Raw genomic sequence first — 17,139 nt, forward strand, 5'->3', positions numbered from 1 at the left:
CTCTTTCCAGTTTGAAAAGTATCGAATTATCATAACAATTATACTGTAGATTTATCAAGTGGAAAATTTAAACCTATAGCTCTATTTTAAACGATAAAACATAATTTGTATAATTTTTGTATAACTATTATATCTAATAGTTTGACAATATTTAATTTTTCATGATATACAGGTACTAAACAATTATGTGATTGAGGTGGAGAATGTGGCGAAATGGTGGAAACGGAAGTTAGAAGCTTCTAAAGATGAATTATTTAGGTTGGAAGATGGCTTTGAACCAGTTATTGAATTGTCTACTATGCCAGAGTTAGAAAAACAGATGGTATTAATAGGGCTTAAACGAGAAGATTTCTACATAATAAAAGCATGTCAGCCATTTGTTCGCGACGGTATCGAAGAAGTAACGGCTGTATTTTACCAAAACATACTCGCAGTTCCATCGTTGCGTAAAATCATTGAGGAGCGTACCCAAATCGATCGCTTGAAAAAAACATTAGGGAACTATTTAATTGCAATGTTTGATGGAGCTTTTAATGTAGAAGCAATTGAAAGAAAAAGAAAGCTAGCTCGCATGCATTTTAAAATTGGTCTAGAGCCAAAGTGGTATATGGGTACTTTTCAACATATCCAAGAAGCAATCATCAATTTGATTGTGAAAGAGATGACAGCACCTGCTCTTCGTGAGCAAATTATGTTAACCATTTCAAAATTAATTAATCTTGAAATGCAAATTGTGTTGGAAGAATACGAAAAGGAAAACGTTAAAATAAGAAATGATCAATACAATCACATTAAAAATGAGTTAAAACAAAAAATATCTTTAATCAGTCAAGATTTGGCTAATTTAACTGAAGAAACAAATTCGTCTATTGATGAAGTAGATGTGCAAACGACGATGATTGCACAAATAATTGAAAGAAATGTCGAGACTGTTCATCATATTAATCAAGATGCAGATGTTGGTAATCAACATGTCATGAAGTTGGAACAAGAGATGCGCCATATATATAACCGGACAGAAGAAATGGGCACATTAATCGGCAACTTAAAAGAGTCTTCGGATCGTATTATTGATATTGTTTTGCTCGTCAAAGCCATTGCAGATCAAACCAATTTGCTTGCCTTAAATGCCTCTATTGAAGCGGCAAGAGCAGGTGAACATGGTAAAGGATTCGCGGTAGTTGCTCAGGAGGTACGCAATTTAGCTGAACAGTCAAAACAATCTGTCGAGGAAATTACGAAGCTTGTTCAAACATCTACCTCTTTAACGATGCGTGCAGTTGAAATGATAGATCGTATTGAAGAAAGCGTGGCAGATGGTGTTGAGGCTGCTGTTGAAACACAATCGAAATTTCACGATATCCTCCAAGCTATTGTGGAAAATGAGCGATGTATTGTACAGGTAGAAACGGATGTAAAAAATTTAGAAAAGGTAATTAGCTCTATTGGGAACGAAACACGCACTGTTGCTAGCACAGCCGATAGTTTATATCAGACAGCCATGCATTTGTAATTAACACATATGCTGATAGATTTTCACTAAGATAGAACGATCTCCAACTGTAGATCATTCTATTTTTTTTATGTCCTTGAGTAGAAACGAGCAGTATCTGTTCATCATGGACTGTTTTAAAAGTAGCCACTACAGGTATAAAAGGGGAGAGCGTGTTTTTAAAGGAAACATGTATATCAATAATTAAAAGGCTATATAGTACCTTATATAGATAAAAATAAGGAGGGATGGCTATGAAGTGGGTTGCACTGTTAAGCTATATAGCAATGATTATAATCAATGGTTTAGCAAGTACAATCGGTATTAATGGCAAAACAACAGCGGAAATATCCAATCAAATAGAGGTACTTTTCACACCAGCAGGTTATGTTTTTGCCATTTGGATTGTGATTTATATTGTTTTGGGAATATGGATTTTTATTCATTTCTTTTCGAAAACAGAAAATCAGGAGACCGCCATTATCAATCTTGTTACATTAACGTGTCTGTTTAATATTGCGTGGCTTTTATGTTGGCATTATGCATATTTCGTATTATCCATTGTAATGATGGTAGGTCTCCTTATAAGCTTAATCTTGATATACAGTAGTTATCCAAAAGGGGATACTCGTTTTGCAGGAAGATTACCGTTCTCGATTTATTTAGGCTGGATTAGTGTAGCCTTAATGGCGAATATTAGTTTTGTACTGAAGTATTATCAATGGAATGGCTTTGGTATCTCTGAAATATGGTGGACAAATTTATTGCTCTTTGTCGCTACATGTCTTGCTATTTATATACGCACTGTAGAAGTGGATGTTGTGTTTCCACTAGTTATTATTTGGGCTCTTATCGGCATTGCTGTCAAAAATGGAGTGGATGCAGGAAGTTTATTTTATATGCCTATACTGTATAGCGTAGTGCTCTTGATATGGATTTTTGTAGGAAAGCGGAAAGAGTAACTAGTTGACGGTAACAGCCATCAACGACATAGCAAAAAGTGTTAGATTGATTGTAGTTAATCTAACACTTTTTCGCTTTTGTCCCAGTCTCTTTCATTCATTGGATTAAGGTCAAGGACCGTGCTAGTTGTTCTAATTTTGTTCTTATATGAATATAGTGGCTACTAAGTGCTGAAATAGGATGCGAAGTGTAACACTAGAAAATAAGCGTTTGGAAAGAACGTGATGCTTTGTTATTGAAGGCAAAAAGGAGTGACTACACACGTGCTAGAGTATAGACTCGTGACAACGATTGACGAGCTTGAGTCGTATAAGGAAACTTGGACTAAGATACTTGAACGTGAAAAAAACGATAATCCATTCATAGAGTATGGTTGGGTGTCGACGTGGTGGTCGATACTTGGGTGCGAAGAAAATGTGGAAATTTACGTAGTTGAGCATAGTGGAGAGCCCATTGCATTTTTTCCATTTGTTCATGCTATTCGATTTGGTGGCATTCATCAATTTAGCTTTTTAGGACAAGGACTTGCTTCTTATATGGAGGTGATTTCCGAAAAAATTTGGAAAGAGCGAGTGGTGCAATATTTATTAAAAGAACTGATAAACCAATATAAACGGGTTCTTTTCTTGTTCCATGGTTTGCTTGAAAGTAAGGATACTTCTCAGATTTTAGAAAAGTTTACTTTAGAACGACAATTGCCCCATTCAATTTTTCGTGTGGTCACACCTTATATAGATTTTAGAGCAATTGAATTACCGGATTTTTTAAAGAAGCATAAGCGTAAATTTAAAAGTATTCATCGTCGAGAGAAACGATTAAAAGAATATGGTCAACTTACGTTTCAAAAAGTTGATGATGGAAATTTAGATAATATGTTTCAGTTGTTCGAAAGAAGATGGCAAAAGAAAGTAGATACGAGTGGATTTACAAAGGAGCGGACGCGGGCATTTATTGAACAGCTCGCAAAACAACAAGATGCAGCACTTGCATTAAAAGTTCATCGGTTGCAATTTGAAAATATCTGGATTGGCTTTACAGTAGATATTTGCTGTCGAGGTAGAAATTTTTGTCACACAATGGGGCATGAGCCGGATTTCAATATGTTCGGACCTGGACGATTGATCGAGAAGGAAAATATGCTGCAAGCACATAGTACAAACTTACAACTATACGATTTTGGCAGTGGCTACGAACCGTATAAGTTTGAATGGTATACTCATTTAGATTTTACAAGAAAATTCATTATGAGTACGACAGGTATTAGGGAACGACTATTTCGAAATGCAATGGTGCTCCATGAAACGGTTTTAACAATAGTAAAAGCAAATCGTAGAATGGTTGAATGGAAACGTAATACATTAGGAGAAATGCGATACTGGTTGACAAAGGCAACTTTGCACGAGTGGTTTTCAATGCTAAAATGTAGGGTTCTTAGTGGACGGGTATTTCATATTTATTATTTACAGACAAAACGAGGTCATAACAAATCGAACTTTCGTGAAATCTATATTCAATCCTTACTGGAACACGATAAGCGTTCCGAGCTCCTTATGCATTATTTTAAAGGCTATAAACTGTACGGACAAACCAATCAGGAAGTCGCTTATTTGCGACATGATCAATTGATTCGTGAAGAAGCAATTGGATTTATACAGGAGTTGCCACCGAATACTACATATATTAAAAATTATGAACTACCGAACCTCCAAATAATAGTCGGGGAAGTGCAACGGGAAGGGCGAGCAATTTGTACGTCTGCCAATTGGTTTGAATGGCGGAAACGTAAGAAGTTGTCAGCATTGGGATTTCAAAAGGTAGAACGTGTATGGGTCAATCAATTTTTAAAATGGAAAAAAATATATCGTCAACAGGAAAAATGGGAAAAATATTTTTTGAAACAAGGGCATAAATTAGAGCATATTTGGCATCTAGCCATACTTTCCTTACTTATATAACAAAAATCCTTAGCATCTTTTTATCGATGCTAAGGATTTTTTAGCTTGTCTAATTTTAATTGTAACTGTCATGCTGTAATGCAGATGATATTTTGTTAACGTAGTGCATTAGCAAAAATCAAATTAAAAGTGAATGCCAGGTTTGTCAATTAGCTTACAGCCTGTGCCGTATTTCGCTTTTAAGGCACCTTTAAAGTGTGTTTGTTCAAGCTCTGGGAATGTCTGCTTCCATAGTTCGAAGACATTATGATTTGACGCTGTGCCGTCTTTTGTTAGGCGGACAATATGAAAACCGTATTCGTCATTACAACGAGCGAGTGGACGATTTTCTCGCACTGTCATAATTCGCCCGCTTGCTGTTATTTCATAGAGTCCTTCATAGCCTGCAATTGCACGGCTTTCTTCATCTAAATTAGTTGTTTTAATAACTGCCTTGTCAACAGGTTTTTGTTCTTTAGCAGGCGCTTCGGGCTCCTGTTCCTCTGGAAGTTGGTCAACGACAATAAAATCTTTATTGGAAGCTTTATCGCTCATTGTTGCCATTACATTCATAATGGAGCCTACATAATGTAATGGTTTGTCGCTACCTTCTTCATAGACAAAAATATTATAGTCAGTTTTATTTACCTTTTTCATAATAATGTTTCCTGTCGTAATCGTAAAACCGATAAATTTGTTTTTATTTAGTGCTTGTAATGCTTGTTGCTTTGTTAAAGTCATTATTAATTCTCCTAAAAAAATGTTTTTTCTATTTTACCATAAAATTAGTAGTGCTGTTTTCTAATGCTTGTTGCAATTGCCCATAGGAAAGAAAAATGCGAGAATGCAGTTTAGAAAATTTAAGAAAAAATATGTAAAGGGTGCTTTACAAAATAAAAAAAGTAAAGTACACTTTACGTAAAGTTAGCTTTACATAGGGGTGGTGAAAAATGGAACAGCGCATAAAAGAGCTGAGGGCTTCCTTTGGTTGGACACAGGAACAACTATCCGAAAAACTAGGTGTTTCGAGACAAACGATTATTTCGATAGAGAATGGTCGTTATAATCCGTCTTTAGAACTGGCGTATAAGATTGCAAAATCATTTCAACTAAGTATTGAAGAAGTATTTATTTTTGAGGAAGGTAGTGATGAATGATGACTTTGGAACAAATGCTAGGTTTACTTGGTATCGTATTAGGACTTTCAGGCGGTGTTTTTGGACTTTGGTGGGGACGTAGAATGGCTGCACGTAAAAATGGGCTAGATGAAAGATATGAAAAAATTACAGTTCATTCACTGGCAACTGGCTGGAAAATAACGATTATCTCCATTTATCTGCTACTCCTTTTAGTGATTCTTGGTACGCAGTTTTCTACTGCCCAAGTATTAGGGATTCTGTTATTCATTCATATGGCAGGATGGGCATTTTCAACATTGTATTATAATTTAAAGTTTTAGAGTTGAAGGGGGCAAATTTAATATGCAACATAAGTTTAGTATGAATTTATCTTGGTCACAAGGAAGAAATGGTACAGGCAATTTATCAGCCACTCATTTGAAAACACATGTATCTATTCCTCGGGAAATGAATGGGCCAGGAATAGGAACAAATCCGGATGAGATGTTATTGGGTGCTTCCGCAACGTGTTATTTAATCACATTTGCCGCTTTACTTGAAAATTCTAAAATTCCTGTCGTGACATTATCAATGGAGGCAGAAGGATTTGTCGACGTAACGGATGGTGTTTTTACATATGAAAAAATTATCCACAAACCGAATGTCAAAGTAGCTCATCTAACGGAGCGTGAGGAAAGACGTATTAATCGATTAGCACATAAAGCAGAACAAACTTGTATGATTAGTAAAGCTTTAAAGGGAAATGTGCAAATTGAATGTCACCTTCAAATTGAACATACGACTGATGGTCAACCATCCACCTCAACGATTTAATGTTGAAAGGAATTATGCTAGAAGTTTTTCTAGCGTAATTCCTTTTGTCATTTTTACATAGTATTTACTTGGACTGAAATAGTTCTATAAATGGGCGAAATGAATATATAAAGTTAAGCACTAAAAAAATGAAAAGGATGATGTATTGCACGTACAGACAGCCGAGACACTCACATTTTACGGTCAGTATGGAAAACGAATTTTTGATATAGTAGGGGCACTTATTTTATTGTTTTTAACAATCCCTCTTATGATAGCTATTTTCCTCCTATTACTTATTACTACTGGACGCCCCATCTTTTTCAAACAAATTCGAACGGGATATGATCATCAGCGTTTTATCATATGGAAATTAAGGACCATGTCCATACAGGCAACACCTGTCAATATGCCTGTGATATGTACAGATGGTATACCAGATGATTACTATTTTAAAACTGACCAAGATACGCGCATTACAAAAATTGGAGCAGTTCTTCGTAAGTTAAGCATTGATGAAATTCCACAACTTCTCAACGTATTAAAAGGTGATATGAGTATTGTTGGGCCCAGGCCTGAAATTCCTGCAATTACAAATAGCTATAGCGCATTACAAGCACGTCGTTTAGAAGTAAAGCCAGGTTTAACAGGGCTTGCCCAAATTAACGGCCGCTCTAATATATCGCATGGACAAAAAATTTCCTATGACCTTCACTATGTGGACCATGTAACTTTTTGGATGGATGTAAAAATTGTTGTGAAAACACTTTTTGTCGTACTGGCCAGAACAGGTGCTTATTAAAAGCAGGAGGTGGAGGATACTGAAGATTGTTCAACTAATAACACGTATGGATAAAGTAGGTGGCGCTCAAAAACATGTCGAGGCGCTTGCCATAAAATTAAAGCAAGATGCTCATGAAGTGACGATTGTGACGGGGAGTTATGATCCATCATTATGGCGCTTACAAGAGGCGCAAATTGAAGTCATTCGTATCCCAGCCATGCAGCGAGCAATACATCTGACAAAAGATATGCAAGCGCTGTGGCAATTACGAGCAGCTTTTAAAAAAATTCAGCCTGATATTATTGCAGCACATTCTTCTAAAGCAGGTGCCATTGGACGTGTTGCCGGTCGTCTCTTACGTATCCCAACAATTTTTACAGCGCATAGCTGGAGCTTTACAGAGGGTGTGCCGCCAAAAAAACAATTAATGTATCGTCAGCTTGAAAAAACTGTTCAACCATTGACAACAAAAATTATTACCGTTTCTGATTATGATCACAAGTTGGCGCTAACGAAAGGAATTGCACCCGCTCATAAAATGCAGACAATTCACAATGGGATAGAACATTTAGAAAGCGTAATGGCACCAAATAGAGTACGGAATGAACAGCCTCAACTTGTTATGGTCGCTCGCTTTGAGATACCGAAAAGACAGGATCAATTGCTAGAAGCTTTGTTGGCGTTACGTGACATCCCTTGGCATCTTCAATTTATTGGAGATGGTTCTTTGCGACTGTCATTAGAAAATTATGTGAAAGACAAAGGGTTATCAGAGAGAGTGACCTTTTTAGGCAATCAATTGGATGTCACAACATTACTTGCTGAAAGTCAAATCTTTGTATTGTTATCCGACTGGGAGGGCTTGCCTATTTCGATTATCGAAGCAATGAGGGCTGGGCTTCCCATTATTGCCACGAATGTTGGTGGAGTGAATGAGTTAGTGACTGATGGTGAAAATGGATTTTTAATTCCTCGTAACGATGAAAATCAGAGCCTATTAATAAGAAGGCTAAAACAGCTTTTAACAGATAAATCACTTTGTGAAAAAATGGGCGATGCAAGCGAACGCCGTTTTTTACGTAACTTTACGTTTTCGCCTATGTATCAAAAGACGCTTGATATTTATGAACAAGCTATTTCAAAGTTTGCTAAGAAGGGTGATTAAATTGCAATTACTTCGCATTCGAACGGACGATGAACTTGTGCTTTATAAGGAGATATGGGATGACATTTTAGCGAATGAACAAAATGATAATCCATTTATTGAATACGCATGGTTTTATAACTGGTGGATCACGATAGGAAGAAAAGAACGAGTGGAGCTATATGCTGTTCAAAAGAATGAGGAAATTATAGCATTTTTGCCATTTACGGTAAAAATGCTTTGGGGAGTGCGCATATATGCCTTTACAGGTGAAAAAATAGCCCATTATACAGGAATCGTCGCAAGGAAAGAGTGGCAACTTTCTGCCATTACGTTCGTATTTGATGAACTTATGAAAAAGCACCGCCACGTATTATTTTCATTTCATGGATTACTAGAAAGTAAAGAATCATCAAAAGTAATCGAACAGTATTTTGTTGAAAAGCAATTACAACTTCGTATATTTCGAGATGTAACACCGTATCTCGCCTTTTGCGAAGTTGATTTCGATAACTACTTTAAGGAAAGGGAAAAAATGCATGATGTTGAACGTCGGAAAAATAAGCTGCGAACATTTGGCTATTTGCGCAAGAAATCGCCTGTGCACGAAGACCTAAGAGCATTATTTCAGTTATACGATAGATGTTGGGTAAAAAAAATAGATACGAGTGGCTTTACAGAAGGAAAGAAAAAAGATTTCTTTGAAAGGCTTATGCTCCTGAAAGGAGAAGCAATGCAAGTCGAGGTAGATGCTCTTGCTTTTGACAATCAATGGCTCGCTTTTAATTACGGTATTTGTTGTCGGGGACGTTATGTAATGTATGCAAGCGGTTATGAGCCAAACTTTACAAGTTTTGGGGTAGACCATTTGCTGAATCAATCCACAATAAAACGTATTTTTACAGAAAACTACCTTTTGTATGATATGAGTGCTGGCTATGAGCCCTCTAAATTAGCGTGGCGTTCTGGTATTGATTTTACAAGGCGGCTAGCGGTCAGTAGTAACACGAAGCGTGCCAAGTTATTATTTAGACGATTAGTATGGAAGGAACGCATAAAGGAAATGTTGCGCAGTAATCAACGCGTTGTCAAATGGACACGTCATACGCTTGGTCATTTACGCTATTTAGTAAAGTATGGGAAAGGGAAAGATTGGCTAGAATATGGACAACAATTCGTTGAAAAGTTTGTTCGTTTAAAGCGCGTGGAATTGTACGAGTTATCCCCAGCTGATCGGGTAATACCACAGCAACCAGTAGGAGAGTTATTTGAGGAAATGACGATTCAAGAGGCGATACAAATCGATCAGGAAGAGCTTATTTCCTTATTGTCTAAGGGATATACCATCTATAAAGATTCCTTTGCTCAAACGAGTAAGCCTGCTTTTGCTTTTCATACGGAAACTTTACGTGTGGATGCATTGCAAATTGTTGAGCCGTTGCCAAAGCAAACCTATTTTTTAACTTATGATCTCTATAAAAATATCGACATTATCACAGCATATATTCAAAAAGTAAAACCAGATAAAACACTGTGGATAACGGCAAGTTTTTGGCAATGGCGTAAGCGAAAACGTCTACAACAAATAGGCTATAAACGTATTTCTCGAATGAAGCATTTTAAATGTGCTCGTTATGAGCGCAATCATGTAGAAAATTACACAGAGAGTGGGGGCGATGTTCATTCTATCCATTAGAAGTAAGCGATGGAATATCGCGATGCAGCATATTTACTTTGCAGAAAAGCTAGCAAATACTAGAAAGCCGATGAAGTTAGTTTGTCACACACATTCACTTGTTCCAAGTCGTAAGTTGATTAAACGTGAAGCGGTTCATATTCGATTAACAGATCATGAGTACATGATGTTGAGTGCACTGTCGAAAAACACTCGAAAACTATTGCGTCGTGCACAAGAAGAGTCCTATCAAGTTTTCTTATATAAAGAACCTTCAGAGGATAATTTACGAGCATTTCAACAGTTTTATAATGAGTTTGCCAAAAGGAAAAAAATCGACCAAATAAATAAACTTCAAATGGAAGCGATTATGCTATTAAATCAACAACAGGCTTTGTTATTGTCAGAGGTGCGAAGTATTTGTGGACAAACCTTATGCTATCGACTGGATATTGTCCATGCACAAAAAGCGATGTCCTATTATGTAGCGACTTGTCATGCTAGCGCATTACCTACACATTTAAAACGTCCTATGCGCTATGCGAATCGTTTCTTGTTATGGCACAATTTTATGTATTTAAAACAGCAAGGGTTCGTTCTATATGATATGGGTGAGCTAACAGATATCGAAACGGTTCGTCAATTTAAATTGAGTTTCGGTGGACAAGTTGTAAACGTATATTCTGGTTACATCGCACATTCGAGAATAAGTGCGTTGTTATTGGGCGTGCAAAAGTGGAGAAAATAGCAAGCAAAGTAAATCATGGAGGTTTTGTTATTTCCTTGGACTTTGAGCTAAATTGGGGTGTCCATGATGTATTTAGGTATGGGCAATATAATAAAAACTTATATGGAGTACGTCAGGCCTTACCTAAAATCCTAATGCTGTTTAAGGAATATGAAATTCATGCAACATGGGCTACTGTTGGCTTATTATTTGCGGAGTCTAAGGGAGAAATGGCGCACTACTTGCGAGGCATTCCAGTGAAGTACGAGCAGATGAAGTATGCAGCACATTCACAACTTGCAAAAGTAGGTGAAAATGAGCAAGAAGATCTTTTACACTTTGGCAAATCGTTAATAGAACAAATTATTCAAACACCTTATCAGGAAATTGGTAGTCATACGTTTTCGCATTATTATTGTTTAGAGAGTGGACAAATTGAATCGGATTTCGAATCGGATTTACAAGCGATGGCCATGATTTGTGAAGGATATATTGCACCGATGAAGTCGATTGTTTTTCCACGTAATCAGGTAAACGACAACTATTTTACTGCGTGTCAGCAAGCAGGCTATGTTTGCTATAGAGGAAATGAACGGCATGATTTATACAATCCGAAAAAGTTCACCCAAAAAAATCGACTATCATTAGGCGCAATGAAATGGCTGGATAGCTATGTTAATATTACGGGTAATCATATGGTCCGATTAGAGGAAATGAAAGAGGATGCATTTATTAATGTTCGAGCAAGTGCATTTTTAAGGCCTTACAGTCGTATTTTACGTGCATTTGAGCATCGCAAGATACAACGAATTAAAGAAGGGATGCTTGCTGCTGCTAAGGAAGGGGCTTTTTATCATTTGTGGTGGCATCCGCATAATTTTGGAAGACATATTGATAAAAATTTAGCGATGCTTGAGGAGCTTTTGCAATATTATCAAGAATTACAAAGAGACTATGATTTCCAAAGCTATTCCATGTATGAGGTAGCAATGCTATGTAAGCAATAACATTTCTGTATAGAGTGTTATTGCTTTTTTGTCTTGCTTCGAAATTTAGTTGCTACTCTAAGCGAGCAATGAAACGTGCGCTAAAAATTAACTCGCTGGATGTTATAGATTTGGCAAGGGACTATTCGCAGTTCCGAACATAAGGATTCATTTTGTGCTCAAGCTTAATGGATGATAGGTTTTATAGAAATTTTAAGAGAATAAGAGGGAATTGCGCAGGGCGTGACGAAGATGTAAGTACCTTACTATAGGGCTGCTTTAGAATAATAAGCGTGTTCACAATTTTAGTGAGATCATAGTAATAAGTTCACTTAACGGATGAGGGTTATACATAGACAAAGGGGAGTTAGGGATGAAGGACAAGCAACAAAAGCCAATTTGGATTCAAAATATTTCTCAATTAGTAACACTTGCAAGTGACAAGAAAGGTCCGCGAGTACGAGAAGCAATGCGAGAGCTTGCTATTATTGAAGGAGGAAGTGTTTGGCTGGAAGATGGTGTGATTCAAGATCTTGGTACAACACGAGAAATGATATTAAAATATTTACCCCGTGCAGAGGAAGCGGAGATTGTCGATGCTACAGGGAAAATTGTCACGCCCGGTTTGATTGATCCTCATACCCATGTTGTTTTTGGCGGTAGTCGTGAACATGAATTTGAGATGCGTTTAGAAGGCGCGAGCTATATGGACATTATGAATGCTGGGGGAGGCATCCATGCAACAACTCGAAAAATGCGCTCGTTGACAGAAGAACATATTTTCAATCAGACGACGAGACGCTTGGACTTATTTTTACAACATGGTGTTACGACGTTAGAAAGTAAAAGTGGCTATGGCTTAGACTTAGAAAACGAGTTAAAACAATTACGGGTTATGCAACGATTGCAAAATAAGCATCCGATGGACATTGTGCCGACCTTTATGGGCGCACATGCAGTACCAGAAGAATATCGAGAAAACCCAGAGCACTTTGTTAACTTAGTGATTGATGAGATGATTCCTGCGGTGGTGGAAGAAAAGCTTGCAAAATTTATTGATGTGTTTTGTGAAGTCGATGTCTTTACACCCGAACAAGCAGAACGTATTTTATTGGCTGGCAAGGCACAAGGGCTTATACCTAAAATACATGCCGATGAAATTGAAGAAAATCAAGGTGCGCATGTTGCGGCAAGAGTAGGTGCTATTTCTGCTGAGCATTTATTAAAAGTGTCGGATGAAGGTATTGAAGCACTTGCTAAATCGGGCGTAATTGCATGCTTGTTACCAGCAACAGCATTGTATTTAGGTGAAAAACCAGCACGTGCCCGAGATATTATTGACGCAGGTGTACCTGTAGCGATTTCCACTGATTGTAATCCAGGCTCATCGCCAACGATTTCGCTACCACTTGTTATGAACTTAGCATGCATCACAATGAAAATGACGCCGGCAGAAAGCTTATGTGCTGCTACCTATAATGCGGCTTGTGCATTGCAAATTGAAGATCGCGTAGGCTCTATTGAAATTGGAAAACAAGCTGATTTAGTGCTGTGGGATGTCCATAATCATCAAAAGTTACATTATATTTTTGGTGTAAATCATGTGAAAAAGGTTTGGAAAAAAGGTGTGAAGGTGGTAGGTTAAGATGTTTACCCAACCTGAATGGCAATGGAAACAAGAAAACGGCTCAGGCATGCATCAGTGGATTAAGCAAAAGCAAAACCCACATGCAAATGATGTAGATATTATTGTTTATGGCGCCTTATTATCTTATGCGAACGATCCTATGAAAAAAGCACAGTATCCTACTGCTTTTCGGAAAGCGTGGTCGAGTTTTCAATCTTATAATTTAGATGAACAAGTAGATTTGCGTTCATTAGCAATTGTTGATATTGGAGACGTGACAATCGACTCGACCAATCGCATGCTTTCGGAATCTGCTATTGAGGCAGCTGCTGAAAATTTAAGTATCGCTTATCAGAAAAGCTTCACTTGCCTGATTGGTGGCGACCATGCAATCACGGCTTGTTCATTAAGGGGGATTAAAAATGCTTTTCCGAATGAGCGAATTGGCATTATTCAACTTGATACGCATCTAGATGCAAGAAATCAAGAAGATATAGGTTTAGCAATGAATTCACCGATTCATCAACTAATCGCATCAGGCGTTGTAGAGGGAAAACATATGTATAACGTTGGCTTGCATGGCTTTTTTAATTCACCAGAAATGATTTATTATGCTCGTGAGCAAGGAATTCATATGATTACGTTAAAGCAGATGCGACGTGACGGTATCCAATTGACCATCCGTGAAATGCTACGTCAGCTTATGTACGAGGTAGATAGGATTTATGTATCCGTTGATTTAGATGCATTGGATATTACGTTTGCCCCAGATGTACCTGCTGCTACACCGGGTGGATTAACGGCCTATGAATTATTTGATATTTTAAAGCTGATTGGTGAAAATGAAGGTGTACGGCATATTGACTTTATTTATCCTGATCCAAAACAAAATGAACTTCGCTTAGAAACGGTGAAAACGGGGGTTACTGCATTTTTGCAATGGCTAACTGGCATTCAATTGGATCATCGCAATCGTATATCAAGGAAAGAAAAGGCAGGCTATGGAGCTACTCCATAGTCTGTTTTGCTACGGTGGAAGCTTCCCACAGGCACATCTAAATTGTTTGGGTGCCTGACACCTTAAACTGTTATAATAGAATAATAGATAAGAGAGGATTTTTTATTATGACTACAAAACCAAAATTACTCATTGTTGATGGTATGGCGTTATTATTTCGTTCTTTTTTTGCATCAGCAGCAATGGGGCATTTTATTCGATTAAAGGACGGCACGCCAACGAATGGTGCGCAAGGATTTGTGCGCCATGTGTTGACGGCACAATCTATTATGCAACCAACGCATTTAGCTGTTTGCTGGGATATGGGGGCACAAACATTCCGCAATGAATTATATGATGGCTATAAAGCTAACCGTCCAGCACCGCCAGAGGAAATGCTTCCTCAATTTGATATGGCTAAAAATTTAGCTCAACATATCGGATGGCAAAATTTTGGCGTTGTCGGTATGGAGGCGGATGATGTAATCGGCTCGATGATTACGAAGTGGCAGGATGAAGCTGATATTACGGTTATTAGTGGGGATAAGGATTTATTACAATTGCTCACACCGACAACGCAAATTGCTTTTACAAAAAAAGGTTACACTGAATATGATCTTTATACACATACACGCTTTAAAGAAGAATATGGTATAGAGCCAATTCAATTTGCACAAGTAAAAGCGTTTATGGGTGATACGAGTGATGGCTACCCAGGAGTTAAAGGAATTGGACCTAAGCAGGCACTGACACTTATTCAAATGTATGGCTCGATTGAAAATGTGATTGCTTCCTTAGAGGACTTAAAGCCTGGTCAGCGTACCAAAATTAAAGACAATCTGGATATGCTGAAGTTATCACATGAACTTGCAACGATACAAACGAATGTACCGATTGAAGCCGATTTTGCTCATTTAGCAGTACCAAACTATGAGCACCAGACGATTAATGCAATAGAGGAACGTGGCTTTACACTTATTGCGAAGCAAGCACGTTCATTGTATGCCCTTAGTTAGGTGCTATTTTAACGAAGCGTAATACGTTTTTATTTTGTTGAAATGAAGCACTACGGATTTGACTGGCGCGATTGTTTCCTCCGTTATCGTGGAAAATTAACAATAGCTTACCATCTTGTACTTCGTAGCCAATAAGTGGTACCCAATGGTAGGCAAAGGTCGATTTTTTATCAAACCATCTTAGGCTAAAATAACGGTCAAAGCGCATTGCCACAGGGCGACCTGCGTCAATTTCTTGCAGCGCCTCTTTTAATGTGCAATCGCGTATATCCCATGTTGGTAACAGCTTTCGAAGGTTAGAAATTAAACGCCATTTAAACAAACCAACTTTGGTGCTACCTAGGATTTGGTAAAGGTCATTTACCGATGGAGCTAAAGGATCAAAGTACTTTAGGACGACATGGACTGTTGTCGGCCCACAGGCAGAGTTACGATAATGAGATGCAATAGATGCATCGTATTGCGATTTTCCTTGTAATGACAAATGCTGTTTCATCAATATCTCCCTTCCAAAAAACGCTTTATAATCTACGTGTTTTTAATAAGGTGTTTGCTTTCGATTGATATAGAAGAAAAAATAGTATGCCAAGGGAGGGACTGACCCCGATATATAAGACAGTAATCAAAAAAGCATTACCCAACCAGTTGTCGGTATTGAACCGGCGACTGGTTGTTTAGTTTCGTTTGAATTCGGTTATTGTTATAATAGTTTATATAGTCTTTGACAGTTTGTTCTACGATGGCCGTCGTAGTACTGTTCAAATTGTCTAAGTAGAATGTTTCAGACTTTAACACAGAATGAAACGATTCGATTGGGGCATTATCAGCGGGCGTACCTTTACGGGACATGCTCATGGTAATGCCTTTTGCTTTTACGGCCTGTTGATAATCATACGATGTGTATACCGCCCCTTGGTCACTGTGCAACGTACACCCTTCGGGCAAATGATGAAGTTGAGCTAATGTATCCAGCACAAAATCAGTATCTTGGCAGTCTCCAATCGAATAGGCAATAATTTCACCATTATATAAATCTTGAATACTTGAAAGATACAACTGTTTTTGACCAAATGGCAAGTAAGTAATATCAGTTACGAGCTTCTGTAACGGTGCGGTGGCTTCAAAATCGCGATTTAATAAATTTGCTGCGATTGCATAAGGTTGTCCTGTTCGTTTCCGTTTTTTCACTTTCACGCGACATTGCCAACCATATTTTTGCATGATACGTTGAACCACTTTATGATTGACGCACATTTCTTGACGTAAGAGTGCTGTAATTTTTCTGTAGCCATAGCGAAATTTATTTGCTCGACAGAGTTCACCGATACGTCTCTCTATTGCTTGACGAGACCTTGCATCGGTTGATGCCTGTTTCCAACGATAGTAGGTAGATCGTGCAATCCCAAAGTGTTTACAAATGTCCTTTACAGACATCATGCTTCTTAGTGACGCAACTAACTGTACTGCTACTTCTCCAACCACTTCCTCTCCAACTCTGCGTACTTTTTTAGCACCTCAATTTGTTGCTTTAAATAACGGTTTTCCAATGCTAATTTCGTTTGTTCATTGTCCGGTTCAGGACCCTTATTAAAGATATATTGTTTGCCTACAGGTTGTTTCAAACGATTGACTTCACCATTTCTATACCAACGCACCCATGTTTCGACCTGTGTTTTATGGCGTATATTTAATTCCAATAGAATCTGTTTGACAGGTACACCCGCTAATCGCATCTTAATCGCTTTCATTTTTACTTCATAGGGATAACTCACTCTTGTTCCCATAGAAAAAACACCTCCAAATTGAAATTTAAGTATCTATACCCGAATTTCAATCGAAGATGCTTTTTTTATTTGTCTATAC

Annotated in this window: 17 protein-coding genes; 14 read left to right on the plus strand and 3 right to left on the minus strand. The window is 37.8% G+C overall.

Features of this window, described 5'->3' with window-relative positions:
- Positions 1-205: 205 nt before the first annotated feature.
- The 3 genes from LS41612_RS04990 to LS41612_RS05000 all read left to right on the plus strand — a co-directional run bounded on the left by LS41612_RS04990 (position 206) and on the right by LS41612_RS05000 (position 4,410).
- Positions 206-1,513, plus strand: a complete 1,308-nt coding sequence (locus LS41612_RS04990; RefSeq protein ID WP_024364209.1) for a globin-coupled sensor protein — start codon at positions 206-208, stop codon at positions 1,511-1,513.
- Positions 1,514-1,746: 233 nt separating this feature from the next.
- A complete protein-coding gene (locus tag LS41612_RS04995) occupies positions 1,747-2,454 on the plus strand; it encodes a TspO-related membrane protein (protein WP_036205485.1) in 708 nt (235 codons plus the stop codon).
- Positions 2,455-2,718: 264 nt separating this feature from the next.
- Positions 2,719-4,410 carry a GNAT family N-acetyltransferase gene (locus LS41612_RS05000; RefSeq protein ID WP_024364211.1) on the plus strand — a complete coding sequence of 564 codons (1,692 nt, stop codon included), beginning with the start codon at positions 2,719-2,721 and terminating at the stop codon, positions 4,408-4,410.
- Positions 4,411-4,533: 123 nt separating this feature from the next.
- Here LS41612_RS05000 and LS41612_RS05005 read toward each other — a convergent pair whose 3' ends face one another.
- Positions 4,534-5,130, minus strand: a complete 597-nt coding sequence (locus LS41612_RS05005; RefSeq protein WP_024364212.1) for an NUMOD4 domain-containing protein — start codon at positions 5,128-5,130, stop codon at positions 4,534-4,536.
- 209 nt (positions 5,131-5,339) lie between these two features.
- Here LS41612_RS05005 and LS41612_RS05010 point away from each other — a divergent pair, with 209 nt between their 5' ends.
- The 11 genes from LS41612_RS05010 to LS41612_RS05060 all read left to right on the plus strand — a co-directional run bounded on the left by LS41612_RS05010 (position 5,340) and on the right by LS41612_RS05060 (position 15,276).
- Entirely contained in the window at positions 5,340-5,546 is a 207-nt protein-coding gene (locus LS41612_RS05010; protein ID WP_024364213.1) for a helix-turn-helix transcriptional regulator, read from the plus strand.
- Positions 5,543-5,848 carry a hypothetical protein gene (locus tag LS41612_RS05015; RefSeq protein WP_227665378.1) on the plus strand — a complete coding sequence of 102 codons (306 nt, stop codon included), beginning with the start codon at positions 5,543-5,545 and terminating at the stop codon, positions 5,846-5,848. The genes LS41612_RS05010 and LS41612_RS05015 overlap by 4 nt, the downstream gene beginning before the upstream one ends.
- Positions 5,849-5,870: 22 nt before the next feature.
- Complete coding sequence (locus tag LS41612_RS05020) at positions 5,871-6,341, plus strand: SACOL1771 family peroxiredoxin (RefSeq protein WP_024364215.1); 471 nt, start codon at positions 5,871-5,873, stop codon at positions 6,339-6,341.
- Between the two features lie 145 nt (positions 6,342-6,486).
- Entirely contained in the window at positions 6,487-7,122 is a 636-nt protein-coding gene (locus tag LS41612_RS05025) for a sugar transferase (protein ID WP_024364216.1), read from the plus strand.
- Between the two features lie 46 nt (positions 7,123-7,168).
- On the plus strand, positions 7,169-8,269 hold the full coding sequence (locus tag LS41612_RS05030; RefSeq protein ID WP_036205488.1) for a glycosyltransferase family 4 protein: 1,101 nt from the start codon (positions 7,169-7,171) through the stop codon (positions 8,267-8,269).
- The gene (locus LS41612_RS05035; RefSeq protein ID WP_233433831.1) at positions 8,262-9,944 is read left to right on the plus strand and encodes a GNAT family N-acetyltransferase; all 1,683 of its coding nucleotides are present in this window, start codon (positions 8,262-8,264) and stop codon (positions 9,942-9,944) included. The genes LS41612_RS05030 and LS41612_RS05035 overlap by 8 nt, the downstream gene beginning before the upstream one ends.
- Entirely contained in the window at positions 9,925-10,671 is a 747-nt protein-coding gene (locus LS41612_RS05040) for a GNAT family N-acetyltransferase (RefSeq protein ID WP_233433832.1), read from the plus strand. The genes LS41612_RS05035 and LS41612_RS05040 overlap by 20 nt, the downstream gene beginning before the upstream one ends.
- Positions 10,659-11,657 (plus strand): polysaccharide deacetylase family protein, encoded by a 999-nt coding sequence (locus LS41612_RS05045; RefSeq protein ID WP_024364220.1) that lies wholly within the window; start codon positions 10,659-10,661, stop codon positions 11,655-11,657. The genes LS41612_RS05040 and LS41612_RS05045 overlap by 13 nt, the downstream gene beginning before the upstream one ends.
- Positions 11,658-12,009: 352 nt before the next feature.
- Entirely contained in the window at positions 12,010-13,281 is a 1,272-nt protein-coding gene (gene hutI, locus LS41612_RS05050; protein ID WP_024364221.1) for an imidazolonepropionase, read from the plus strand.
- A 1-nt stretch (position 13,282) separates the two neighbouring features.
- On the plus strand, positions 13,283-14,281 hold the full coding sequence (locus LS41612_RS05055; protein ID WP_024364222.1) for an agmatinase family protein: 999 nt from the start codon (positions 13,283-13,285) through the stop codon (positions 14,279-14,281).
- 107 nt (positions 14,282-14,388) lie between these two features.
- Positions 14,389-15,276, plus strand: a complete 888-nt coding sequence (locus LS41612_RS05060) for a 5'-3' exonuclease (RefSeq protein WP_024364223.1) — start codon at positions 14,389-14,391, stop codon at positions 15,274-15,276.
- On the opposite strand, the gene LS41612_RS05065 is transcribed toward LS41612_RS05060, so the two are convergent.
- Positions 15,269-15,772, minus strand: a complete 504-nt coding sequence (locus LS41612_RS05065) for a C39 family peptidase (RefSeq protein ID WP_024364224.1) — start codon at positions 15,770-15,772, stop codon at positions 15,269-15,271. The two genes, LS41612_RS05060 and LS41612_RS05065, sit on opposite strands and share 8 nt — an antisense overlap.
- 137 nt (positions 15,773-15,909) lie before the next feature.
- A protein-coding gene (locus LS41612_RS05070; protein ID WP_105928880.1) for an IS3 family transposase occupies positions 15,910-17,060 on the minus strand; the annotation gives its coding sequence in 2 pieces (ribosomal slippage) (positions 15,910-16,787 and positions 16,787-17,060; 1,152 coding nt in all).
- Positions 17,061-17,139 lie beyond the last annotated feature (79 nt).

It is taken from the genome of Lysinibacillus sphaericus (assembly GCF_002982115.1).
Classification (GTDB): Bacteria; Bacillota; Bacilli; order Bacillales_A; family Planococcaceae; genus Lysinibacillus; species Lysinibacillus sphaericus.